Genomic DNA, 23,483 nt, shown 5'->3' with positions numbered 1-23,483 from the left:
CATCAGTTTTGTATGAGCTTTTTGAGGGAGAAGGGATCGGGGATCAGGGATCGGGGACCGGGGAGACGTGGAGACAGAAGAGAATAACCAATGACCAATGACAAATGAAAAATAACTATGGTAAAAAAAATTAGCTGGATCGCTTGGGGATTAGGTGCTTCTTGTTTGAGTCTGCCGGTGTTAGCTTTGGAAATTTCCATGAGTACTAACGGTATTGACGCTCTGAAGTTACATAAAGCCCCGTATAATCTCATAGGTCGCAAGATTGCCATTGGTCAAGTGGAAATTGGGCGTCCTGGGAAGTTTGGTGTAGATAAAGCGGTTTCTAAAAATCGCTCTATCGATATAGCAGGTGTCTTTTTACGCAATAGTCCTGCTAAGTCAAATAGTGGAGTTGACCCCCACGCCTACAATGTTGCTGGTGTCATGGTTAGTACAGATAAAGGCTTCCCAGGAGTAGCTCCAGGAGCGCGGCTGTTTTCGTCTGCTGTAGGTTCCACAAAAATGGGACAGCCAGAAGAATGTTTGTCTGCACAGCACGTAGCACTGCAAAATGGTGGCGACGTTCGTGTCATCAACTTTAGCTTTGGCGAACCTTTAAACCGCGATCCTCGACCGGAGGCTGTTTTGGATGGTAACGCCTTACTAACCCAATGTATTGACTGGTCTACTCGCGCTCACAATGTTTTATATGTGATTGCTGGCAACCAAGGTAAAGGAGGAATTCCTATCCCTACAGATAATTTTAATGGAGTAAACGTGGCTTTTTCCTCTCGTCGGAGAGGAATTTTTAATAAAGTAGACGTTTCCAATTTGGTAGCGACAACTGAAGCAATGACCCTCCGTTTATCTGGCAAGGAAATTAATCTTGGTTCCCGTGGCACAATTGGTATAGTGGCTCCTGGTAGTAATATTCCCTTGCTTACTCCTGATGGCAAAATCAATAAAGTCACAGGGACGAGTTTTGCAGCACCCCATGTAACAGCAACAGTTGCTCTATTGCAAGAATTTGGTGACAAACAATTACGAACAAAACAACCAAATTGGAGTACTGCTGCTCGCCAACATGAAGTCATGAAGGCTATTTTATTAAATTCTGCTGACAAAATTCAAGATACTGGCGATGGCTTGCGACTAGGAATGACCAGAACACTCATCAATAAACAAAATCAAGATTGGCTGGCTTCTAGTGCTTATAAAAATTCCAAAATTCCCCTGGATAATCAGATGGGGGCTGGTCATTTAAATGCTTTTCGTGCTTATCAGCAATTTAGTGGAGGTCAATGGAAACCATCACAATCTGTACCTGCAATTGGTTGGAACTACGATACTGTCAATGCTGGTTCATCCGTAGAATATGTTTTATCCAAACCGTTACAGCAGAATAGTTTTGTGGCTATTAGCTTAACTTGGGATAGGCTGGTAGAACTGAACGATAAAAATAAGAATAATCAATTTGATGCTGGGGAAAATTTTCGCGATCGCGGTTTAAATAACCTTGATGTCTATCTAGTCAAAGCCGATGCGACACAAAATAGAGACACAGAGACTGTTTGCGCCTCAATTAGTGATGTCGATAGCGTAGAACATATTTTTTGTCCTGTCCCCACCACCGATAAATATAAGATTCGCGTCCAGTTTCACAACCAAGCAAACGAAGCCACTCAGCCATACGCTTTGGCTTGGTGGGCTGTGGAGAATCCCCAGCAAGTTAAGCTGTACCCAAAAAACTATGAATCAGCACTGGTCATTTTGGATAGGTATGGGGATGATGTGGGTAGCGTTGGCGATAGCGATCGCTAACTCTTCAAGTTGTTAAAATTTGTCATCTCGAATTTGAATTTCCAACTACTTTGACTCTGGTATCAACTGCCCTAAGTAACCACCCACACCAACCTTAGCCAAATCACCAAAAACTGGTCTAAATCGCTCATCAACCACAGCAAGGCCCATCGCCCCTAGTACCAGTAAAATCATGATGAGCGATCGCGTATTGAGTTGTTGTAACATGCTTATCGCTCCGGCTGGTGTGGAATTTTCAAATTAGCTTTGATTTCCAAAATGTCCCGCTCAACTATATCGAAGCGTCGGTCAAACTCACCCAAAATAGTATTGAGTGAAGTTTGTATTTGCTCTTGATTACGGCGAATATGACCAAAGTCACGTTCCAAGCCGTATTTTTTTTTCTCAGAATTGGCATACCAAAAAATGCCACCAGCAATGGCAGTAATGCAAGCAATGAAAAAACTGCCAAAAGCTATCAAATCAGTAGCAGTTTTCATGAGATTTGATTTTGTATCTGATCAAGTTTGAAGTTGATATTTGCAAATTCCTGAGTGAGTAAGATTTCCTCTGAAGTGTCATCTACTCCTATGTACTCCCAAATAGTCACTTGGGCGCGAGTAAACCATTTTGGTACTTTGACACTAACAGCATAGGATGTGGAAATTTTCTGAAAAAAAATCAGGTTAATTTGGTCTAAAAATAGTGGACGACCTCTAACAGTAGTTGCATCCTGACCCCCACCAATGACAATACCAGTGCTAATTTTTTGATTGATGTAGCCTGCAAATCTCCATACTGAATCAGTCGGAACATCAGTATCCACACTCACAGCAAGAATGAATTTATCTAGCACTACTGGCACTACTATTTCAGGAATGGGATTAATTAAATAGCGGCCATCCTGCATTGGAACCTGGACAGCATTAACGTTAGTAGAGTATATGCTTTGCCAGTTATTAGTGTTACTTAATTCAACAACTCTCACTGCTGTGACTATCCGTGAGAAATTACAAGCTCAACGTGATCAGCAAACTCATCTAAAATTTCAAACGGATCAGGGATGCCGTAAAACTCCAGCTTGTCGAGATATTCAACCGTGTCAATCTTCCCGGTTAACCAATCTCTACCTGCTTGGTTGATGGCAAGCATCCCCAAAAACTCAGTTTCAGAGCAATTGCCATCAACATCGACTGCTAACAGGTCTAACGGATCATCTGGAGTCCAAATAATTTCGGTTCGCTGTGCGATCTTGCTCATTAGCCTTCAGGTGTAAATCTGGCGCGGTTCTTACCGTTGTTTCCTTCTAGGAAGGTAGCAAAAGCTGACTCACCTTTTATGGCTAAAACAGCCGCGTCATAAGCTTGACCACCAGTGTTTTGACCAAATGCACAGGTAACAGAATCTACATCTGGCTTATTGTAAGCAGCACCAGTAATCCGGCTGTTTTTCTTGCCTCCAGGTACAACAGAAGTCAGTGTTAGCTTGGCAGCTTTAAATTGACTTGTCTCAATTACCAGTGGGTTGTTTAGTGCTGCAAGCTCGGTAGCAGTTGTAGTATAGCTGGCAAGTAAACCACGCAGCACGTTAGCAACCCCAGACCCTTGTCCGGTTTGTCCATCCTTGATTAACCGAGCAGGGACGTAAATTTTTGTATTCCCAGCAGTGCCAAATGGAGAAATATAACCTTTTTCTCTTTCTGTCTTCGCACGCTTGGTTTCATCAGTGATGGCTGCAAACTTCGCTTGGCGTTGTTCGGGAGTAGCTTCTAACCACTCTTTATATTTGTCGTACCGAGCCTTCATAGCTGGGTAACGTTGTAGGTCTCTAAACCCCATAATTTTTGTTGATGACTTTTACGGATGCCAACAACTCTAGCCCTTTAAAATCCTTAGAATTTTCCACCGAAACCTAATAGGTTTTTATCTTTATTGTTTACAACAGACACTTGTTAAAATTCATCTCAAATCAGGGATAACGGACTAATGACTGATTACGGAGTGTTGTATCTATCAAAAATACAGGTGGTACAAGATTTCCTAACGAGATGTAAGCACTTCTGAATCTAAGTACTGCTACAGGTCTATACCTACGATTTTGTACCTGTTTGCCCAAAATGGTGACTTTCCCAGCCGTTGCGGTTGTTGTGCTGGGTTTATCCGGGTCATTTAGCAAAACCCTGTCAGAGTGAAACGGTACATCAATGACGTTGCAAATTTTTTGATAAATTTCTACACCATCAGCCTTACTGTTAACCAAGATGTAATTCCCTCTAGGGAACCCGTTCTCAGGGTCAGTGTAAGAGGCTGTTTTATTACCGCAGGTGTAAGTTATCCCTCTACCACCTGACAAAAAATTATTTTTAATTTCGTTAGCAATTTCGGTCATGTTCGCCTTAGTAATGGCTGGCTTGGTACTATTATCATCATCGCCAGAAGCACAGGAAAATTTCATCAACCGCACTGATTTTTCATGCTGTATGGGCGACTCTTCAGAAGGTGTGGCTGCTGCATCCTGAGAGAAAACAAAAAATAGTTGTGGATGTCCTGCTACTGGGGGAGCCGTATCGAATTTACTCCCATAAACTACAGCTAAATTTTTTCTGCTGTAGCCGATGACATTAAAAAAAAGGTTGTGACGCATATTCATCATTGCGTCATTATCGTTATCGAGAATCCGACAAGCTAATTTTAAAGATGGACGTGGCCCTGATAAATCACCATTACCCTGAACATCGCTAAAGTATCTATCTACTCGTCTATTAAATTCAGTTTTATAAGTCTGCTGTAAGTGTTCAAACGGATCAAAATCATTTGGTAGTGTCATTAATCCTCTCCATCAAACAAATCTGAGAAGTCAAAAGGATTAGGCTGTGAATTAGTTTTACTCTGAATTTCCTTAGCTTTTAATTCATCGGGTTCTGGTGTGGGTGTAGCTTTGTTTTCTGGTTTATCATCTTCTTTAATCGCTTTGACAAATTCAGTAGAAGCTGTTGTAAATTCAGTAGTGGCGTTGACCACATCTAAGGGAGCTTGCGTGACCATTTGTATAGTGCTTGCTCCATTTTGCAACCCTTCTAGAAATTGAGTAACCCGATTAAACTTAGGCTGTGGATTCATCCACCCGTAAGCATTTTCAAGAATGACTCCACCTTTTTTTAAAGCATTTCCTATCTTTCCTGTGTAACCAGCAATTAATTCAGATGCCTGTAAGATAGTTTGAGATAAATTCAAAAAACTATTCAAAACATTGGTTGTGGCTTGATATATTCTGTTAGCCTTAGCCCAAGATTCTTTGAGAACTGTATAATTATCTGCACCAATAATGCTTGTAATAAAACTTTCTATGCTACTACTAATTACACTACCTAAATCAAAAGCGCTACCATCTTCTTTTTTCAAACCTATTAGTTGAAGTACATTACTAATAGCTCCTAATAAAGTTTGTCCTATGTCGTTGCTCAACATTAGAGCGTTGTGTACTGTTGCAGCAAAAATCATTAAATTCAATGCTCTATCCAGGTGTAACCATTCGGCTATTCGGGACATCTTGCCACCTATTCCACCAGGAAGCTGATCACCGAGTTTGTTATCAATTTTCTGTAGCAATCCTAATTGTGTCGCGTTCGCACCAGCGTTAATACCATCCAAAATGTTGTTGGCGTTGGCATTGGTGTTGGCGTTGATATTGGCTGCATTGTCATCTAATGCTTTTCGCATACACCCGCCCGGTTGAGTGGTTCTACATGTTCCAGTAGCAGCAGCGTTTTCAATTTGGGGAATTGTTGGAATATCGGGTTTAATTGTGTCGCGTACTCTTGCAGGGATTAAGCCTAGAGCAAAAATGATGTTATCGAGTTTTGGAATAGCTTGTTGATTCACTTTCTCTTGTTCCTTAATCCGTTTATCAAAATCAGTTGATATCTTGGTTAAATCAGTTTTGGTAATGGTGATATCACTTCTGATTGTTGCGACATCTTTTTCTACTTTTTCTGCTTTAAGCTTTGCTTCATCTGCTTTTTGTATAGCTATCGGTGTTAATGGATCACCTTTGGTGGCAATACTTTTTACTTGGTCAATTTGTCCTTGTAGGTTCCCTTGATTACTTGCAAGCGTACTTATTGCAGCACCTTGAGCGTCTACTACTTGATTAGTGCTGTATTGAGATTGGATGATTTGTGCAAATTTAGGCTCCCAAACTTTCAACCCACTAGTAACTTGAGCAGGGATTGCTTCATACACTTTCGTAAAATCGCTTCTTACGGTAATACCCCATTTACCACCAGTTTCGTCAATATTCTGCACTTGTTTATCAAGCTTAATTTGCAATTCTCCTATCTTCTTAAATCCAGCATCAATCTGTTTTGTTGTAGCTTCTACTGCTTTTACTTCTGCTTGTTGTTTAGCAACTTCTGTTTTAGTTGTTGCAACATCTCGCTGTAATGCTGTTAATCCTGATAACAAATCATTATTGTTAGTAGGCTTTAAAGCTTGCGCTATCTGTTTTTGAATGTTCGCAACAGTAGATACAGCATCTTTAATTTGTTGCTCTGTTTTTGCTCTAAATTGTCTAATCTCGTATAGAGCATCATTACCCTTCTTATATGCTTCAGCTATTGCAGTTTCTAATTTAGTTTTGCCTGCTCTTACTTCGTATAAAGCATCGTTAGCTTTTTGGTTAGCTGTCTCTACTTTTGGCTCTAGTTTTGCTCTGCCTTGTCGTGCCTCGTAGAGTGCATCATTAGCTTGCTTTTTCGCTTCTGCAATTGCTTTATTTAGTGACCTAATTTGGATACTGTTATTAATGCTTCTTTGGAATGCACTGCTTAAATCACGTCCTAATATTTCTTGTCCCTCAAAGAGGGTATTATTGATTGCTTCATAGATTTTGATTAACGCAGTAGCGCCACCAACTACCGCTAGCGCTCCCAGATACCCGCCTCCAACACTAGCTTTATCTAGCAAACTTTTTCCTGGAACTTTCTTAAATAATCTATCGTTTACGTCTTTTAACTCTTTTGAAATTTTTGTATTATCAGCAATTTCTTTAGATACACGTTTAGTTGTATCTTTAACGTCTGTTATCCCTTTTCTAAGAGATTTGTTGTAAGTTCGATATCCTTTTAATAACTCCTGTACGGTATTAGGAATACGTACAAAAGATGGTTCAGATGGTACTAGCATTTTTTAGAACGGAATTAATAATTTCATAAACTCAGGAATGATTGAAAGTAGGTTTTTACCTACACCATCTAGCTTAATGATGTAATTTTCTAGCCGACTTAATCGGGTAAGAATTTCGGTTAAATCATTATCTTTTTTATTATCTTGAGTCACTTTGCCCTGCTTGCCTTCTAAGGCTGCTACTCTACCCTCTAGGTTCGCAAGTTTATTTTTTACTTCATTACAGCATTGATTTTGCTTGTTTATCGCTGATTCAAGCCGTCTTAAAGCTGCATCAATATCTTTGCATTCAGCCATGACAGCACCTCGTTTTCGGCACTAAGTTATTGATTTTTGATGCTGTTTCTTTACAAGGAATACAGCAATATCCAGGATATTTATCTGTTTGACATTCTTGATAGCCATCTGGGCAATTAGCACAAACAACCCTATAAGTAATAGGACACTTACCACTAGCAGTAAAAATTGTATTTCCAAGAGCATTTTTTACTGTTAGCCTGCAAATATCTTCCGGTGGCTTATCAGGATTTGGTACTAGAATTTTTACTAATTTTGGTTCATCACCTGGATAACGACCAACAGCACTACCAGTAATTATGTTGCCGTCGCCGTCTTGGAACTGACACGACCAATTACCATTTACAACACCATTTACAGTGTCAGTATTAATCAATCCTGTAACCTTAAAATTAGTAAGCTTGCCTTTAGCTCTAAATGGCATATCTGCAAGTGTTGTTCTAGGATTTAGTCCAGTACTGAAGTTCCACGCGTATATTTCATCGGGTAAATTTGGATTTTCAAAGGGAACGCTATTTACATCGATAGGGGATATCTCAGAGTAAAAAGTGCTATCGTTTTTGTCTCCCTTGAATCGATAAATTACCTTTGGCTTATCACCAGCTTTGCAATATAAAGTCATACGCTAAATTGTGTTGAAGGCGGAGTAAAATCATTTGTATACAAAAGTATTCCCGGTACGCTTAACCGTAAATCGTCAATATACCCATTGAAGTCTGTTGCATAACCAGAGTTATTTAATGTTCTGCCAATAGAGAAATTATTGTCTGTGTTACTGGTAGTTGTACTTCCTGCTGTACCCTGAATACCATTCACGTATATTTGTAATGTTGTTCCTTGTTTGATTGCGGCAACGTGATACCAAGTATTAGCTGATATCGTTTGATTACTTATAGCGTTACTGTTGCCATCTCTCCAGTGTCTAAATACAAATCTACCGTTATGGATGCAAACAAATAAACCACTATTACCACTACCACCACCAACGGCATTACCCATAATAGTCATAGTATTTGCTGATGCTGGATTGCTTAGTGGATACACCCAACATTCCCAGCTAATATCATTACTTCCATAAGTTAAGTTGGCGTTTTGAGGAATTGTTAAATAACTACCATTGCCATTAAAGTAACCGCTTGCCCCGCCAAATTTACTTTGAGATATGCTTATTTGTGCGCTACCAAATGCGTTAACCGTGTTACCTTTAGCATCGATAAAACTTGTGCTTCCATTACTACCATTAAAGTTTAGTAATACTGCAACATTGGCATCTGTTATTACGGACAAAACACCAATTATCGGATACCAGCCAATACTATCGTTAAGATAAACAAGCTTTACATAATTATTGGTTGTTTTTATTCCTAAATTTGTTGAGCTATATAAACCAGCATTGTAAGGCTTGCCCTGAGTATTAATGTAAACAGTATTGCTATTGATGTTAAAAATTTCTATTTCACCAATAGAAACAATAGGCAAAGTAATAGTGATAGATGCACTAGTATTGACGATTAATTTGTCGTAGTTAATAGTAGTATGATTAGCACTTATTGAAGTCCATTTCGATGCTAATGAAAGTTCACTAAATTTCGCTTTGTAATAAGCTTGATCTGTTGCTGATTGAAATAACAATAAATCATTGAATGTGGGGATATTACTAGGAAAATTCTGTATCTGCATATTCTGAATACTGATTAACTATTAACATGTTTGTTACATATACAAATTCGTTACGCTGTTCAAAAAATGTATTCCAAGGCTCGATTGATAGTAATTGGTAAAGGGCTGAATTGTTGTATTCAATCACTGTCCCTTGAGGGTCTTCTATTTTGTTTCCTTGAGAATCTGTTAGTTGTCCTTGAAAATTCTCAAAGGCTTTTAACAAGATTGCTGTGAGAAGAGACTCAGCAGTATTACTAACTGATGGAGTTAATAAAGGTAGGTCAGTCTTAGCAATTATCAAAGACTGACTATCTTGAATTGCATTAACCCCGAATAATTGCTGTAGGGTTAATTCCATGCTTAATAATCGTCGGGGTCTATGGTGCTACTAGTGTCAAGCTTTTGTAGGTTCACAGTGTAGGAATTTTGCCTGTAATTACTATTATTTCGACTCACAATGCTCAAGAAACCATCCTCAATCGTCACTTGAATATCATTGTCAGTCCCTTGGTTGGTGGAATTCAGATAATCGGCTGCTTTGAGAAGAATAGCTACAAACAGTTGCTCTGCACGATTAGTTGCACTGCTTGTTAATCCCACAGATGTTAAGTCTGCTTTGGAAATTGTGATTGTGTTCGCGTCTTGGGTGGCGTTCGCACCGAATACTTGCTGTAAAGTTGGTTCTGCCATTTGTATATTTTCGGATTTTTTCAATATTGATAAATCCGTTCTAGTGGCTAATAAATAATTAGTAAATATTCCGCTTTTATGTAAATTCGGAACTTACACCGAGGACGTGTAAGTATTGCTGTTATTAGGATTGAGTCAGTTTTAGTTAATAGCTCAATTAGAAAAGGTTCCGGTTTAACCTAACACAACAGTTAAACCAGAACTATGAGGAGGTCTAAAAACTATGAAAAATAATCGCAATGGACAAGCGGCGATTTTGTCTGAGGGAGATTACTCGAAAATCCGAAAACAGATCAAAAGCCAAAAGTACAAATTACTTTTGGATCTAGCCTGGTACACGGGTGAACGTTGGGGTGCTTTAGTCCAGTTGCGTGTCGATGACTGTTATAACCCAGATGGTACTGTGCGAGGTGAAATTACTTTTAGGGCTAATACTCGTAAAGCCTCGCCTGATGGTAAGCGCCAAACTCGTCAGGTTCCTGTGCATTCGGTGCTGGCTGAATCTTTGCGAGCTTATAAGCCGGAAACTGGCTCGGTTTGGTTGTTTCCCAATCGTGAGGGTGACGGGCCTATAACTATAAGATGGGCTGACAAAATCTTACGGGCTGCTGTGGAAAAAACTGGTTTGGATGCAAAAGGGATTAGCACCCACAGCACCCGCCGGACTTTTATCACGAAGCTGCATCGAAATGGAACTGATTTGTACACTATTCAAAAAATCACGGGACACCGGGATTTAAAGGCGCTGGGGCGCTATGTGGAAATATCGGCTGATCGCGTCCGTGGAGCTATTGCCACTTTATGAAAAAGCCGAGCTTGCTATCCGTTGAATTGCTCCAGGGACTTGTAGCACTTAACAACAAAGTTATTAATCGCGATATCACACACCCACTTCATTTTGCTTTGGCGTTGGAGGAGTTGGCTTACGATGCTTGGGGGGAGACAACAGAACTGGGTGTGCCTACTTGGGAAGATGCGGAAGATTTACCGCCTAGCATTCGCATTGATCCGTAGCTCGCGCCCCAATCCCCACTTCCCCTTTATTGCCTTGTAACAGGCAATAGAAGCTGATACAGTACGCAGTGACAAGCGATTGGGGAACTATTATGACTGGTAAAGGCGGCCGCAGAAAAACTACTTGGGGCAATAGCTGGAATCATGGGGAAACTAAAGTGATTCGTGTTCCCGCAGCACTTGAGAGTCAAATAATGGAATATGCTAGGGCTATAGATTCTGGCTTAGTTCCCTCATGTGACCAGGAACAATTACAAAAAGCGATTCTGCTGGTGATCGATAAATTTGTACAAGAGCGATCGCAACAATTCCACCCTAATCAGTACAGCCGTACTGCTTCGACACATACCCGCCGCTGGGATGAATTACGGAAGTTTAGGAACGCGATCGCACAGCAAGCCCCGAACATTAGACAAGTAGCTCCGAACATTACCCGCTAGCTAAGATGATTACCCGCTAGCTACGATGATTACCCGCTAGCTACGATGATTTGCCGAACTATAAATACCCAGTTCCCTGACAAGAGTTACATTTAGTGGCACTATCAAGAACATAAATTCTTCCAGTTCCCCAACAATCAGGGCAATTAACTAGTTCTTCTTCTTTCTCAAAGCCACATTCTAGGCACTTGTAAACATAACCATAAACCTCAGAAGATACTTTCCTGTCAATTTTGGTTGAGCCGCATTTATCACATCTATCCATCTTTACCACTACAACTAACAATCATTTGCTTAATCCCCTGTGGTGATTCTCCTGAAGCGATCGCTAACTCCACAGCAACTTTGATCTGTGAAGCCCGCGTACTGTTGACACTGCCAATGTAGACACGGTGTTTTTTTCGCCCCTCCATCCAGCAATAGCGATAGTACCAATACTTGTTGGTATTACGTTCAACCCAATATTTCTCTACCCAATGAGTCGGGATATCCTGTTGGGGCGCAGATTTTTTAGTATCAACCTTTACTTGCGCCCCAACACTTTTGTACGGAGGTTCTAATAAAGGAATTTGCGCCCCAACACAATGAACCAAATGTTGGGGCGCAACGTCTGTGTTTGTAAAGATACCGTCAAAGTTATCACAGGGTTTTTCAACTGGTTGTGACGCATTGTCCCCTCCAGAATCAGGCAGGCTTCTGGGTGTTGTCGATTTGCTAATAGTACTAGTCGCCTGGTCTATTAAGCCTGCCTGATTCTGGTACGTGGAAGACCCCCGTGACTCCAACTCATCCCAGTAGGAGTCATGGACGGTTTGAGGGGACTGCTGGAGGGGAATATTGAGGGCTAGCTGCAATTGTTCGTAACTCATCACTTAACGCCCTCGCCGAAATGGAACTATTTGATGAGGGGCTTGGGATAACGCTGTGATTTGAATCTCAGAGGCGAGTTCAATTAGAGCCGCAGCCCATGCCAAACCTATTTCACTCGGCATTGAGTAAACGTCTGTTTCTGCGATAAATCGCTTTTTAATCCAAGATTTAAATCTGGATCTATGTATTTGAAATAGTTCTGATTCGTTCATAATTTCACTAGTGTTTATTTTGTTGGCTGCTTCCTTGTGATCGGAAGCAGTTTTTTATATCAAGTTAATGCATTGATCAAATCTATTTTTCCAATGGTCATAGTAGTCATGTCCTCAGCATGATTTTTTACGCTGTTAATTGCTTCATCAAATGTTTTAGACGGACTCATCCCTTTGTTTTGGTATAAGTAATTGAATCTACTGAAAAATTCGGTTCTATCTTCTGTATTTAGGTTAAGTAGTTGTTTCAGTCGCTCTGTATCAATTCTCCAGTTGTATTTGTTGGCAAACAATTCTGTCAAAAATTCGTCGTCAGTTCTCCGTTCTCCTTTGGCTAATTTTTTACATCGTTCCAAGACGTTAACTATTTTTTTGGCTGTTTTTTCACCACAAAGACCGCGAACTCTCTCAAAGAGTTCGTCGGTCTTTGGTTCTTCTACAGAAACCTCTATTAGAGGTTCCTGAGAAGTTTCTGAAATACTACTGTCGTTGTCTGGAAGGCTTGATATTTCTAGGTTTTGGCTGGAAATAGTCGGCTGTTTTATGTCAATATCCGGCACATTTTCACCGATAGGCGGCAAATTTTCGCCGTTATCCGGTTCGTTTGTGCCGATATCCGGCAAGTTTTCGCCGCCTATTGGTTCTTCTTTTTTTGAATCCTCCTTTAAAAAATGAGGCAGGCTTGTATTGGTATTATTCGATTGGCCCGACGAGTGATCTTTGTTGAAGCCTGCCTCATTTTTTTTAGGAAATGTCTCATTCCAAAAGTCTGCTATTCGCCTTGCTCCATGCAGGTTTATTACTAACCACCCGGCTGTTTTTCGAGCGTCATCTATACAAATGTCTCGCTTAAATTGAAATAGTCCGGCTGTGTATAAAATCTTTCTTGCTAATCTAAATGCTCTCTCACTTAGTGATGTTTTTAACTGTATCCATCGACTTCCAAATGGATCTGACGCCCAACATTCATCCCAAAGAATTTGTACTGATTTTATTTGTTTCATCACCCATTGCAGGTCATCAATTGGGATGATGCAATGAGGTTTGTTGTATTTGGCTGATTCTGTTTGGGGGGTGTTTTTTCTGTTAAAAAATGCCATAATTATTCTGTAATTATGTATCACTAAAGCCGCCCGATGATTGGTAGTCGTGGGTGGCTTTTAACTTTTTCAGTGGCGATCGCGCTCCAAATCCCAGATCGCTTTTTCTAAGTACCACTTGTCACTTCTGCCAGGGTGCATTTGACGTTGTTGTCTTATTAGTCGATTGGCAGTTGCTTTATCGCCTCGAAGTAGTTGAAGCAATTTGCGCTGTAATTCATGATTTGTGGTGCGGCAAGAGGTAGAAGCTTTACGGCGTGTTTTTTGAGATGATCGCTGCTGTGTTCCAGATTTAAGCCATTGAGTAATCATTTCATCGATATCCGTAAAGAGAAAACGCAAGCTCGGCACTGAGTACAAAACAACAAAGAAGATATACAGCCCAACGCCATACAGCAAAAGACAAATTACTGTCAGCACTCCTATCACTAGAGCGAAAATTGGTGGTGGCAATGTTGCTGCCAAATAGGCTAAAAAGTCCATAAGGATTGATTGGGTAAATGTTCAATCCCAAGATGCGGTTGATTTCCTGGTTGAAGCATCAGGAATTCTCCGCATTTTTCAACCTCAGCATTTTTCCGGATGCAAACATAAAGCCGCCCTACCCATAGACAGGACGGCTTATTCGGAATTATTTTCGTTGGTTTCCTGATCGGAGACTAAGGTGTAAATTTCTTGCTTAAGCTCTTGAACTGCTTTCTTGAAGGCTTCCTTTTGCTCTCTACTCTCATTTAAACGAGCTTCTAAACGTCGTTGATGACCGTCAACGTAGGAAATATAAGCGTCCTCGATAAATTCGAGACGCTCTAGGATTTTCCCAGGAGAAGTTTTTCTTTGCTCTCTGGTTTCCCTAGTGGAATCTTGCCCTGAGCAATTGATCTGATCAAGTCCGATCTGTTCAGTCCCATTGCTTCTGCTTGAAGCTTGAAGGCTTCCCAGTCTTTCTCGCTGATCAAAAATGTCGCTCGAATTGAGTCTTCTGCTAGTTTCTTGGGTCTGGCCATGTTCGCATATCACAACAATACCCTCATTTTATTGTATGAACAAAACCTTTTTATATGAATAAAATGCTTGACTAGTTTCATTCATATAATATACTAACATTAGTTATGTATGAAAAAAACTAACCTACCCCAAACCAAGCAGAGATAGCAGCCTGCTGCCCGTCGTGCAATCAAAAAAGACCTGCTAGGGGTTAGTGGTCAGTTATTAGTTATTTGTCATTAGTCAACGGGCCGCATCGATGCCCATCATAGTCTTGTGTCGTTTCGTAAGGAGAGCTGTTTAAAACACCTGTAATTCTGTCGGTCATTTACCAGAGTGATCGCATTTTTGAGAGTTAACGCGATCGCTCACATGAGAATCTAACCAGTAATCTACCACAAGCCTAGTTGTAGTCAAGCTTTGGCAACGCTTCTGCTAAGTTTGGGCGTTTCCCATACTTGGCACAAACGTTCTTGCACAGTGTGGTGTTCATTGCCGTGAACACCACTTTCTTAAACAGGAAACTAACAATGAGAAAAGCCAAATGGTTAACTATAAGTATCGCGGCAGTGGTCGGATTTACCAGTTTTAACAAACTCGATTCAGCGAATGCAAATCCGGCACTTGCACCCGCAGCGCCCCTATGTGCAACGGGAGTCGGAATCGTTGTATGTGCTGTTGTGGGAGCCGTAACAATTGGAGGAATTGTTTATTACGTCGTCAAGCAAGGAGGAGAAAAGAAGGTTATTGATCATCAGGGTAATACTCTGATGAATATTGAAGATTTTGTGGTTAAGCGAGATGAAGACGACGGTAGAGAATATGTGGAGGTTAACACAATCGAAGAATGTAAATTGGTCAAACCAGCTATTGGTAGAGACGTTCAGAACTGGAAGCTAAAAAATGGCAAAGTCAGATGTATGCTTTTTCCGGTTGATAAATAAGGAGATTAAATGACTACAGATTTAAAGTTTTACTACAGCAAGTTTTACCTGAATGGTGAACAGATAAAAGCTTCGGAAATTGAAGGCTACACAAGCAATTGTGAACCATCAGAACTGATAGGTGAAACCAAATTCAACGACTACATTATTGAGTCGATTGACCGTGTTTTTCCAAATGATGACAATGCTGTTGAGTTTGATGAATGCTCCAAAATCATCAAGTACTCGCCTGATGAAATCTGGAGAATTCATCTCAAAGAGAACGAGATAGCCGCTTAGATTTGGGTGCGATCGCGTGGGTTTGAATTGCGCGATCGCTCCTAAATCCATCTACTTAAGATGTCATTATATACAACTTATGAAAGATTTAAAAACACCATTATGTATTGAATGTGGCTCTCATGAAGTTAGATTTGATGCTGATTTTGGCTTTTACAAATGTGAGAGTTGTTCAACATTTTGGAGTTCGGATGAGGACGATCCGGATTATGAGGATGATTATGACTACGGCAGTTGCTGTCAGTGCGGTTGTAGTGGTCAATCGGTAAGAAATATGGTCATGCTCAACAAAAAAGCCCCTGTTCCCGGCACAGGTTGGGGGTGTCTGATTTGCAATTTACCTTCAGATGGAGCGCTTGCAGTTGTTTGCGATGATTGCCTTACGACTAAAGAACCTCCTTATAAACAGGTTGTTTCTGGATATGTGCTTGATCTGGGTCGATGTAGTTACTCTCAGCTTACAGAAGATTTCAAGCATAAAGATATCCCTCATTAGTGCGCCTGACGAGCCGGTTGACTCACCGGCGAAACGACGGGTGTGTGGCCCGCCGTCGCGGTCTGAGTCCAAATCAGTTCGCCTGCACTACAGCAGCAGTTTAGGGCTTTTGTGGAGAAACAAGCTTTGATAGCTTTCATCTTTTCCTAAGCTCGACTGTTGCAAGTAGGTGCTAGTTCTATCCCTGTGTTGCCACAGTGACAGCTGCGGCATTGCCTTGAGAGTGAAAGAAGCTCTATGTGGCTTACGGGTGATTCACAGGCAGCATTCTTCAGGGATTACAAACCAAATCACCTACAGGAGAACCAAAATAATGAGAATTTTAGGGCTTGATGTGAGCAAGTCCTCTGTTTCGGCCTGTCTGCTTTTGGAGAGGCCTGATTTGCCAAGACAATTTTATTATGAATGTCCGTTTTACCGTTTCAGTGCCAATATTGAAGGCATCAAAGCTCTATTGGCACTAAAACCGGACATTGCATTGATGGAGCCAACTGGCAACAACTACAGCAAACTGTGGGGAACACACTTAGCACGGGCCGGGGTAGAAGTGCGACTGGTAGGACACAAGGAGCTAAAAAATTATCGTTCCTCACACCTGGCATTACCTGACAAAGACGATGACGCCGATGCTCTAGCTCTAGCTTGCTACTACTTCGACTACCACACTGACCCACGCCGATTTGTTCAAATTCGTGACCAAAATATTGTGCGTGTCCGTGAATTGGTGCTGAGGCTCGCCCATCTCAACAGAGTACAATCACCCATAGCTAATCGAATTCGCCAGGATTTAGCATGGCAGTTTCCAGAGGTGGCATTAGTGCGATCGCGTCGTTGCGATGGTTCAGATCGAGTACCGTTGTTGTGGGGTTGGTTAGCCGGTGAACGTAAAAGCACCCGTTACGATAGCCTGTACTCTCAGACCGTTGGACTAGGGATTACAGATACAGTTCGCTATCATGCCCAACGGCTGTGCAATCTCCAGCGAGAAGAGATAGCAATTGAAAGAGAATTACGCGAATTACTCGCTGATTCTAGGTTTCAAGTCTACCACCAAGTTTTTAAATATTTTGGTTTTGGCACACGCCTGTCTGCTGTTTTGCTCTCCCAAATTTACCCAATTGAAAATTACCTCGATGCTGATGGTCGGCCAGAAGTCAAAATTTGCAAGGGTAGAGTTTCCAAAAAACCGACCAAGCGTCATTTGTCAGAACGTCGATTTCAAAAAGCTTTGGGTTATGCTCCCTCGTTGAACTCTTCTGGTGATAACCACCGTATTAAAATTGTTGGCGGTTCCGATTTATGCCGCATCGCGCTTTGGCAGTGGGTTTTTACCCGTATTGAGCCAAAGCACTCCCGCCTCAAAAATGAAATTGGTCAAATTTTGGGAGAAAAGTTGGACTCTGAAAAAGCAGCTGGTCGTCCTGTAAGATTAGTGCGATCGCGGATTGCAGCGAAAGCAGCGAGGTTACTTTTTAAGGAGTTGGTGAAAGCGATCGCTCTTGGCTAGAGTGAAAAGATAGGGATTGGGGATTGGGGATTGGGCATGAATCAGTTATCAGTGATCAAATTAAACTGGTAACTGTTAACTGTTAACTGATAACTGAGAAGTTGTCCCCCTTGTTCCCCGATCCCCGATCCCCGATCTAATAAAATTGTTGCCAAAACTGTAACCACCAAATGGCTGTGTCGCTTGAAGTGTCATAGTCAATAAATAGACTCTGCCTTTTGGTGTGGTAAAATGAAGCAGAAATTTGGTAATGCTTGGGAAAATTTTCTACAAAGACGTTACGCTGTTCGTTTAGGAAGACGCTACGCTCTGGCAGCAGCTAGTGTAGTTTTAATGGGTGTGATTGGATGTACTCAAGTTAATAGTAATACAAAAGTTTTTGCCCAATCCAGTGTACCTAGCTCAGAATCTCCTGTTCTTCAAAAGTCTGTTTTGCCTGATACTAAACTTATTAATGCGAACACTAAATTTGGCTTCAAACTTTTTGAAGAAGTTCTCAAACAAGAGAACAATAAAAATGTGTTTATTTCACCTGCCAGTATTGCGATCGCTTTAGATATGACCTACAACGGTGCTAGTGGCAGCACTCAGCAAGCAATGGCAAAAGCACTGGAATTACAAGGATTAAGTATCCAGGAAATTAATTCTTCAAACACAGCATTAAAACAGCTTTTAGAAAATCCAGATCCACAAATTCAATTAAGTATTGCTAACTCACTTTGGGCAAATCAAGAAGTTAGCTTTAAACCTGATTTTCTGAAAACTATTCAGGATTCTTATCAATCAAAAGTCACAAATCTAAACTTTCAAGATTCAGGCTCAGTTGCTACTATTAATAGCTGGGTAAAGGAAAACACTCGCGGCAAAATTGACAAGATTGTTGAAAGCATAAAACCAGATCAAGTATTATTTATTCTTAATGCCATTTACTTCAAAGGTAGATGGACAAACGAATTTGATAAGCAACAAACTGCTCAACAACCTTTTTATCTGACATCTGCTAATCAGAAACAACATCCGATGATGTCACAAAAAGGTAAGTATAAATACTATGAAAACGAACAATTTCAAGCAGTGAGCTTACCTTATGGTAAAGATGGTAAGATCAGCTTTTATGTTTTTCTCCCAAAACAGAATTTAAGTCTGAAATCTTTTTATCAAAATCTCAATTCTGATAACTGGGAAAAATGGATGTCTCAGTTTAGCCAGCAAGAAGGTTTTATTCGCTTACCCCGTTTCAAGATGGATTATGAGGTGAGGCTTAACGATGCTTTGCAAGCATTAGGTATGGGTGAGGCTTTCACCAACAAAGCTGATTTTTCTCAAATGGGAGAAAACTTTGCAATTAGCGAAGTTAAGCATAAAACTTTTGTAGAAGTAAATGAAGAAGGAACAGAAGCCGCTGCAACTACTTCTGTGGGTATAGTTCAAACGTCTTTACCTGTTAATGAACCATTCCGAATGATTGTTGACCGTCCGTTTTTCTGTGCGATGCGCGACAACCAAACTGGAAGCATTTTGTTTATGGGTTCAATTTTAAACCCTTAGTCAAGAGTCCATTGTCAAAAGTCCATTGTCAAGAGTCCAAAGTTTTTGACAAATGACAAATGTTCAATAATTCCTTTATGGTACAAGCCCCTAGATTTATCTGTGGAATCGATCCAAAATCCAAAATCCAAAATCCAAAATCGGTTGACCAACAACTAAGCAGTCGGAGGAGAAGTTTCGGGTGTCACAGATGTACCTACCTCTACCGTTCGCACATTTGCGGTTTCATTTATTTGTTTGCGACAAGATTCTTCCCCTTGTTCAGGACTGTGAGTGGTGACATCTCCGGTTTCGCTGTGGTTAGATGCAAGATCAGGACGCAACGCGCTTAAAGCAGTCTTAATCACAACGGCAGTGGGTACTGCTAAAATAACACCCAAAAGACCACCGATTCTTGCCCCTGTTAAAACCGAAATTAACGCCCAAACTGGATTTAAACCAGTGAAGCTACCTAAAATTCTGGGCCCAATCAAGTTTTCGAGAATTTGCTGAACAATTACTGCTGCAATTAGGACTCTTGCACCCATCCAAACATCTTGTAAAGCTACTAATAGAGTAGTTAAGGCAATACCTACAGACCCACCATAGGGAACAAGAGCCATGATGCCAATACTCAAGCCAAATAGCAAACCAAATGGTACTTTCAGCCATAAAAAGGTCGGAATTAAAGCTGATGCCATACAGGTAGATAAAATTAGCTGAGTGATGAAGAAATTTTGAAAGCTGAGGCGTACAGTTTGAGAAAAAGCCTCACGAAATTTGCTTGGTAGCCAACTGACTAGACTTTGCCAGAGTTCATCCCCATGCTGCAACAAGTAAAAAGTCAAAACCATTGTCAGCAGAAAGTCCAGTAAACTCGTGAAAGTGACTACCGCCAGATTCAGAACCTGTCCTGCGATCGCCTGCAATTGTCCCTTCACGCGATCATTGATTTGCACTAACAAAGCATCAAGATTAATGGGTATACCCATACTTTCAGCTTTTTCGTTCAAAATCATTAATTGGGATCGTCCAGAGTCAATTAACTCCGGTAAACGTGCTACCAATTGCTGCGCTTGGGTTAGAGCTAGTGGGACTAGAGTCACACCTAATGCTAATAAAATCGACAAAGCCAGTAAAAACACTAAAATAGCTACTTGCTCTCGCCTAGCACCATGATGTTCCATCCAAATTACAGGATAATTGAGCAGAAACGCTAGTACGGAAGCTGCCACTAAAATGACAATTAGCGAGTGAAAATAATGAAAAATGACTGAAAGGGCCCAGCCATTCAACACTAGAAGTGGAGCGAATAAAGCGATCGCACCTAATCGTGCTAGTGGTGTGAGTGTTTGCCACCAGTTTAAGAGCTTGCGTGTCTGCATCTGCCGATTGCTGGATAACACAAATATAATCCTTATCTAAAGCTTATTATCTCTAACTACATCAATATCATTCATCCCTCTAATTTAGGATTGCACTCAACCAAATGAATAATTTTGAACCAAGATCCGGAAATACACGAACACCGAAGGGAGACAAGGAGGACAAGGGAGACTTATCAATTAAAAATTAAAAATTAAAAAATAGATTTTTCTCAAGTTCTCTAGTCAAATGCTGCCTAATATTGCCATACTTCATAAAGAAAACATTTCAAGCGTTTTTAAATGAACGAAAAAATTCAGAAGAATGCTGTTAGAAGTGCTACAGAAGACACTTAATCCACTAATTTCCCACTAATAATTAAGAGTTAGGTATTATAGTCTGATTCGCCTGTTTTTCCAAAAATGGATTCATCAAGTATTATTCAATAAAGTGTGAGGAAGTCTGTGACCATTCAAAGAGGTTCGGCGTCAAAAAACCATTCTAAGTCCCGCTCCAAATCTAGTGCTAGAAAGGTCAATCGTTCCAAATCTGGACGTTGGCTATGGTTTTTGCTGGGTATGGGCGGTATCGCGGTCGTGTCAGCCACAGCAGGAGCATTACTGTCCTTAAGCAGTACACCTCTGATGCAAGCCAATCTGAGTGCGGATGAAGCAGCAGTTTTTGATGGCGATCGCATTTCTGGAGGGGGGCTACGATTCTCAGAACTAACTCGCCCCGTCAATATCCTAGTCATGGGGATGAGTGTATTACCGCCAGATGTCCAAAATGCGCCAGAAGAAACCAAAAGTTTGGGATATCTACCCCAAATTAATTCCTTTGATGGTCTTTCTGACGTCATGCTCTTGATCAGATTTGATCCAGAAACTAAAAAATTAGTCATGCTTTCCATTCCTAGAGATACCCGTGTGGAAATTGAAGGACATGGGAAGAAAAAAATTAATTCGGCCAATGTTCAGGGTGGGCCTGCTTTAACCGCCAAAACCGTTAGTAACCTCTTGGATGGAGTCGGAATTGATCGCTACATCCGTATCAACATTTTGGGAGTTGCCAAGCTGATCGATGCCTTGGGAGGAGTTACTGTTTACGTACCCAGAGATATGAAATACCAAGATGATTCCCAGCATCTGTACATAAATTTGAAGAAAGGCAAGCAGCATCTCAATGGTGATCAAGCACTGCAAATGTTACGTTTCCGCCATGATGAAAACGGTGATATTGGCAGGATTCAACGGCAACAAATGGTGATGCGAGCATTGATGGATCAAGCACTTAACCCGACGACAATGACACAACTGCCCAACATTCTCAACGTAGTGAAAGAACACATTGATACTAACTTGTCAGTTGAAGAATTAGTAGCATTGGTGGGTTTTGGAGCCAGAACAAATCGTTCTAATATGTTGCAATTGATGCTGCCCGGTCGGTTTAGCGAACAAGGAGAATATAACGCTAGCTATTGGATACCAAATAGCGATCGCATTGCGACCACGATGGCACAGTATTTTGATATACAATCGTCTGACCAACAACAAACAGTAGATCCAACATATCTACGAGTAGCAATTCAAGACAGTACTGGCAGCGATAACACCAATCTTCAACCACTGATTAGAAGCCTGCAAAAAGCTGGTTATCGCAATGTCTACATAGCCAAAAGCTCAGGTGAACCATTAGAAGTGACTCACATCGTTGCTCAAAAAGGAGATGGCAACAGCGCCGAATCAATTCGTAACACTTTAGGATTTGGAGAAGTACGAGTAGAAAGTACTGGCAATCTCTATTCTGATATCAGTATTCAAGTGGGTAAAGATTGGTTAGAGCAAAAAAGCTTATTTGAGCAGCCAATCTCATACTAAGAAAGCCGAAATTATAAAGCTGGAGGAAGTAGAAAGAACAAGCATTTTTAGTAAAAAACTAAATTTCTCCGCTTATCCATTACTAATTTTCCGAAGTCTGAATTCTTGTTCTTTCCCATATCCAGTCCTGCAAAATCGGATTGACCACCTCCGGAGCTTCATCCTGGGGACAGTGTCCTACGCCTTCCAAAGGTATAAACTTTTGCACTTGTGGAAAGTTGGCTAACTCTCTACCCAACTCAATTGGTTCCCAACGATCAGCTGTTCCCCATAAAATAATTGCTGGACAAGGCAATTGAGGTAAAAGGTCTTCTGGTAGGGGGCCTTGAGAATAAGAAGTAAAAGCAAGAAACACTGCTGCTGCACCTGGATCACTAGCAGGAGAGGTGAGAATATCTACAAGCTCTTCTGTCACCATTGCAGAATTAGCATAAGCTTGCAGTAGAACTTTTCGTACTGTTTTGGGTTTGGCAATTTGATAGAAAAAAAATTCACCAATTGGTTTAAAAGATAATACGCGTTGTAGAAACGGCGCTCCTAAACGACGCGACCAAGGTAAGCTTTGGCGTTTGCGATCATGTAACAGCCGCAAAGAACAGTTTAATAATGCTACTCCCAGAGCAATCTCAGGGTTGCTCACAGCTGTTTGCATAGCTACAATACAACCAATCGAGTTGCCAACTAAAAAAGCAGGCTCTCCCACCACTTCACGGCAAAAATCAGCTATTTGTTGTCCCCAAGTCTCAAATGTATAATTGATACTTTTATCAGGTTCAGGTTTCGCTGAAGCACCAAAACCGATCAGATCAATTGCATAAACACGACAATTTTGCGCCAGTACAGGCATGTTTTTCCGCCAATGCCACCATGAAGCTCCAAAGCCATGCACAAAGATCACGGCTGGGCCAATACTTCCTTGAGATTGATAGCAAATAGAAAAGCCTTGCCAAATCCAGGTTTTTGTTGGAGTAAATGCGATCGCAGAAGTGGAGGAAGCCATGGGTATTTAATGAAATAAGATGAAAATTTGGAAAAATGCAGATATCATTTATACTGAACTATTTTTACAAAAATTTATATATTCTTACAACTAGACAATTTTATGCTGCTGCTTTCATCTTTTTCTGCGGGATACCCCGACCTGCTTCGCTGAGGTCGGGGAGGGATAGCAGGTCAAACTTGGTGGCTCGATGCCATCAAGTTTGACAATCTCCGAGTTGGCAGCACGATTAATCCCGTGCTTCGCTGTACCAG

The 23,483-nt window shown here is 41.0% G+C and carries 29 protein-coding genes; 10 read left to right on the top strand and 19 right to left on the bottom strand.

The window, feature by feature from the left end:
• Positions 1-117 precede the first annotated feature (117 nt).
• On the top strand, positions 118-1,803 hold the full coding sequence (locus tag ACE1AT_RS13935) for a S8 family serine peptidase (RefSeq protein ID WP_374869231.1): 1,686 nt from the start codon (positions 118-120) through the stop codon (positions 1,801-1,803).
• A gap of 45 nt (positions 1,804-1,848) precedes the next feature.
• Here ACE1AT_RS13935 and ACE1AT_RS13930 read toward each other — a convergent pair whose 3' ends face one another.
• The 12 genes from ACE1AT_RS13930 to ACE1AT_RS13875 all read right to left on the bottom strand — a co-directional run bounded on the left by ACE1AT_RS13930 (position 1,849) and on the right by ACE1AT_RS13875 (position 9,614).
• A complete protein-coding gene (locus ACE1AT_RS13930; protein WP_374869229.1) occupies positions 1,849-2,010 on the bottom strand; it encodes a hypothetical protein in 162 nt (53 codons plus the stop codon).
• A 2-nt stretch (positions 2,011-2,012) separates the two neighbouring features.
• Complete coding sequence (locus ACE1AT_RS13925; protein WP_096674373.1) at positions 2,013-2,282, bottom strand: hypothetical protein; 270 nt, start codon at positions 2,280-2,282, stop codon at positions 2,013-2,015.
• The gene (locus tag ACE1AT_RS13920) at positions 2,279-2,692 is read right to left on the bottom strand and encodes a hypothetical protein (protein ID WP_096674375.1); all 414 of its coding nucleotides are present in this window, start codon (positions 2,690-2,692) and stop codon (positions 2,279-2,281) included. Before ACE1AT_RS13920 ends, ACE1AT_RS13925 begins: the two co-directional genes overlap by 4 nt.
• Positions 2,693-2,778: 86 nt before the next feature.
• The gene (locus ACE1AT_RS13915; RefSeq protein WP_096674377.1) at positions 2,779-3,042 is read right to left on the bottom strand and encodes a hypothetical protein; all 264 of its coding nucleotides are present in this window, start codon (positions 3,040-3,042) and stop codon (positions 2,779-2,781) included.
• Positions 3,042-3,620, bottom strand: a complete 579-nt coding sequence (locus tag ACE1AT_RS13910; protein ID WP_374869226.1) for a hypothetical protein — start codon at positions 3,618-3,620, stop codon at positions 3,042-3,044. The genes ACE1AT_RS13915 and ACE1AT_RS13910 overlap by 1 nt, the downstream gene beginning before the upstream one ends.
• Positions 3,621-3,750: 130 nt before the next feature.
• Positions 3,751-4,608 (bottom strand): hypothetical protein, encoded by an 858-nt coding sequence (locus tag ACE1AT_RS13905; protein ID WP_096674381.1) that lies wholly within the window; start codon positions 4,606-4,608, stop codon positions 3,751-3,753.
• Positions 4,608-6,965, bottom strand: coding sequence for a coiled-coil domain-containing protein (locus tag ACE1AT_RS13900; protein WP_374869224.1), 2,358 nt, complete (start codon positions 6,963-6,965; stop codon positions 4,608-4,610). The genes ACE1AT_RS13905 and ACE1AT_RS13900 overlap by 1 nt, the downstream gene beginning before the upstream one ends.
• Before the next feature lie 3 nt (positions 6,966-6,968).
• Complete coding sequence (locus tag ACE1AT_RS13895; RefSeq protein ID WP_374869222.1) at positions 6,969-7,262, bottom strand: hypothetical protein; 294 nt, start codon at positions 7,260-7,262, stop codon at positions 6,969-6,971.
• Positions 7,255-7,884, bottom strand: coding sequence for a hypothetical protein (locus ACE1AT_RS13890; RefSeq protein ID WP_374869220.1), 630 nt, complete (start codon positions 7,882-7,884; stop codon positions 7,255-7,257). Before ACE1AT_RS13890 ends, ACE1AT_RS13895 begins: the two co-directional genes overlap by 8 nt.
• Entirely contained in the window at positions 7,881-8,942 is a 1,062-nt protein-coding gene (locus ACE1AT_RS13885; protein WP_374869218.1) for a LamG domain-containing protein, read from the bottom strand. Before ACE1AT_RS13885 ends, ACE1AT_RS13890 begins: the two co-directional genes overlap by 4 nt.
• Complete coding sequence (locus tag ACE1AT_RS13880) at positions 8,920-9,282, bottom strand: hypothetical protein (protein ID WP_374869216.1); 363 nt, start codon at positions 9,280-9,282, stop codon at positions 8,920-8,922. The genes ACE1AT_RS13885 and ACE1AT_RS13880 overlap by 23 nt, the downstream gene beginning before the upstream one ends.
• A gap of 2 nt (positions 9,283-9,284) precedes the next feature.
• A complete protein-coding gene (locus tag ACE1AT_RS13875) occupies positions 9,285-9,614 on the bottom strand; it encodes a hypothetical protein (protein WP_374869214.1) in 330 nt (109 codons plus the stop codon).
• A gap of 223 nt (positions 9,615-9,837) precedes the next feature.
• Between ACE1AT_RS13875 and ACE1AT_RS13870 the strand changes: the two genes are divergently transcribed.
• The 3 genes from ACE1AT_RS13870 to ACE1AT_RS13860 all read left to right on the top strand — a co-directional run bounded on the left by ACE1AT_RS13870 (position 9,838) and on the right by ACE1AT_RS13860 (position 11,068).
• On the top strand, positions 9,838-10,419 hold the full coding sequence (locus tag ACE1AT_RS13870; RefSeq protein WP_374869212.1) for a tyrosine-type recombinase/integrase: 582 nt from the start codon (positions 9,838-9,840) through the stop codon (positions 10,417-10,419).
• Positions 10,416-10,628, top strand: a complete 213-nt coding sequence (locus ACE1AT_RS13865; RefSeq protein WP_374869210.1) for a hypothetical protein — start codon at positions 10,416-10,418, stop codon at positions 10,626-10,628. The genes ACE1AT_RS13870 and ACE1AT_RS13865 overlap by 4 nt, the downstream gene beginning before the upstream one ends.
• Positions 10,629-10,720: 92 nt before the next feature.
• Entirely contained in the window at positions 10,721-11,068 is a 348-nt protein-coding gene (locus ACE1AT_RS13860) for a hypothetical protein (RefSeq protein ID WP_374869208.1), read from the top strand.
• Between the two features lie 257 nt (positions 11,069-11,325).
• Here the strand turns inward: ACE1AT_RS13860 and ACE1AT_RS13855 are convergent, their stop codons facing one another.
• The 5 genes from ACE1AT_RS13855 to ACE1AT_RS13835 form a co-directional block, all read right to left on the bottom strand.
• A complete protein-coding gene (locus tag ACE1AT_RS13855; protein WP_374869206.1) occupies positions 11,326-11,937 on the bottom strand; it encodes a DUF4102 domain-containing protein in 612 nt (203 codons plus the stop codon).
• Positions 11,938-11,940: 3 nt separating this feature from the next.
• Positions 11,941-12,150, bottom strand: coding sequence for a hypothetical protein (locus ACE1AT_RS13850; protein ID WP_374869204.1), 210 nt, complete (start codon positions 12,148-12,150; stop codon positions 11,941-11,943).
• 59 nt (positions 12,151-12,209) lie between these two features.
• Entirely contained in the window at positions 12,210-13,250 is a 1,041-nt protein-coding gene (locus ACE1AT_RS13845) for a hypothetical protein (protein ID WP_374869202.1), read from the bottom strand.
• A 69-nt stretch (positions 13,251-13,319) separates the two neighbouring features.
• Positions 13,320-13,733, bottom strand: a complete 414-nt coding sequence (locus ACE1AT_RS13840; RefSeq protein WP_374869200.1) for an ABC transporter permease — start codon at positions 13,731-13,733, stop codon at positions 13,320-13,322.
• Positions 13,734-13,871: 138 nt separating this feature from the next.
• On the bottom strand, positions 13,872-14,267 hold the full coding sequence (locus ACE1AT_RS13835; protein ID WP_374869198.1) for a hypothetical protein: 396 nt from the start codon (positions 14,265-14,267) through the stop codon (positions 13,872-13,874).
• Positions 14,268-14,731: 464 nt separating this feature from the next.
• Here ACE1AT_RS13835 and ACE1AT_RS13830 point away from each other — a divergent pair, with 464 nt between their 5' ends.
• The 5 genes from ACE1AT_RS13830 to ACE1AT_RS13810 all read left to right on the top strand — a co-directional run bounded on the left by ACE1AT_RS13830 (position 14,732) and on the right by ACE1AT_RS13810 (position 19,008).
• Positions 14,732-15,178 carry a hypothetical protein gene (locus ACE1AT_RS13830; RefSeq protein ID WP_374869196.1) on the top strand — a complete coding sequence of 149 codons (447 nt, stop codon included), beginning with the start codon at positions 14,732-14,734 and terminating at the stop codon, positions 15,176-15,178.
• A gap of 9 nt (positions 15,179-15,187) precedes the next feature.
• The gene (locus ACE1AT_RS13825) at positions 15,188-15,457 is read left to right on the top strand and encodes a hypothetical protein (protein ID WP_374869194.1); all 270 of its coding nucleotides are present in this window, start codon (positions 15,188-15,190) and stop codon (positions 15,455-15,457) included.
• 79 nt (positions 15,458-15,536) lie between these two features.
• On the top strand, positions 15,537-15,953 hold the full coding sequence (locus ACE1AT_RS13820) for a hypothetical protein (RefSeq protein ID WP_374869192.1): 417 nt from the start codon (positions 15,537-15,539) through the stop codon (positions 15,951-15,953).
• 313 nt (positions 15,954-16,266) lie between these two features.
• Complete coding sequence (locus tag ACE1AT_RS13815) at positions 16,267-17,460, top strand: transposase (RefSeq protein ID WP_374869190.1); 1,194 nt, start codon at positions 16,267-16,269, stop codon at positions 17,458-17,460.
• 231 nt (positions 17,461-17,691) lie between these two features.
• A complete protein-coding gene (locus tag ACE1AT_RS13810; RefSeq protein ID WP_374869188.1) occupies positions 17,692-19,008 on the top strand; it encodes a serpin family protein in 1,317 nt (438 codons plus the stop codon).
• Positions 19,009-19,163: 155 nt separating this feature from the next.
• Here the strand turns inward: ACE1AT_RS13810 and ACE1AT_RS13805 are convergent, their stop codons facing one another.
• Entirely contained in the window at positions 19,164-20,372 is a 1,209-nt protein-coding gene (locus tag ACE1AT_RS13805) for an AI-2E family transporter (RefSeq protein WP_374869186.1), read from the bottom strand.
• Between the two features lie 444 nt (positions 20,373-20,816).
• Between ACE1AT_RS13805 and ACE1AT_RS13800 the strand changes: the two genes are divergently transcribed.
• Positions 20,817-22,229 (top strand): LCP family protein, encoded by a 1,413-nt coding sequence (locus ACE1AT_RS13800; RefSeq protein ID WP_374869184.1) that lies wholly within the window; start codon positions 20,817-20,819, stop codon positions 22,227-22,229.
• Between the two features lie 82 nt (positions 22,230-22,311).
• On the opposite strand, the gene ACE1AT_RS13795 is transcribed toward ACE1AT_RS13800, so the two are convergent.
• Entirely contained in the window at positions 22,312-23,229 is a 918-nt protein-coding gene (locus ACE1AT_RS13795; protein WP_374869182.1) for an alpha/beta fold hydrolase, read from the bottom strand.
• Positions 23,230-23,483 lie beyond the last annotated feature (254 nt).

The sequence above is a fragment of the Pelatocladus sp. BLCC-F211 genome (assembly GCF_041928655.1).
Taxonomy (GTDB): Bacteria; Cyanobacteriota; Cyanobacteriia; order Cyanobacteriales; family Nostocaceae; genus Pelatocladus.
The sequence above is the reverse complement of the archived record's forward strand: the minus strand, read 5'-3'. Positions and strand labels throughout refer to the sequence as shown.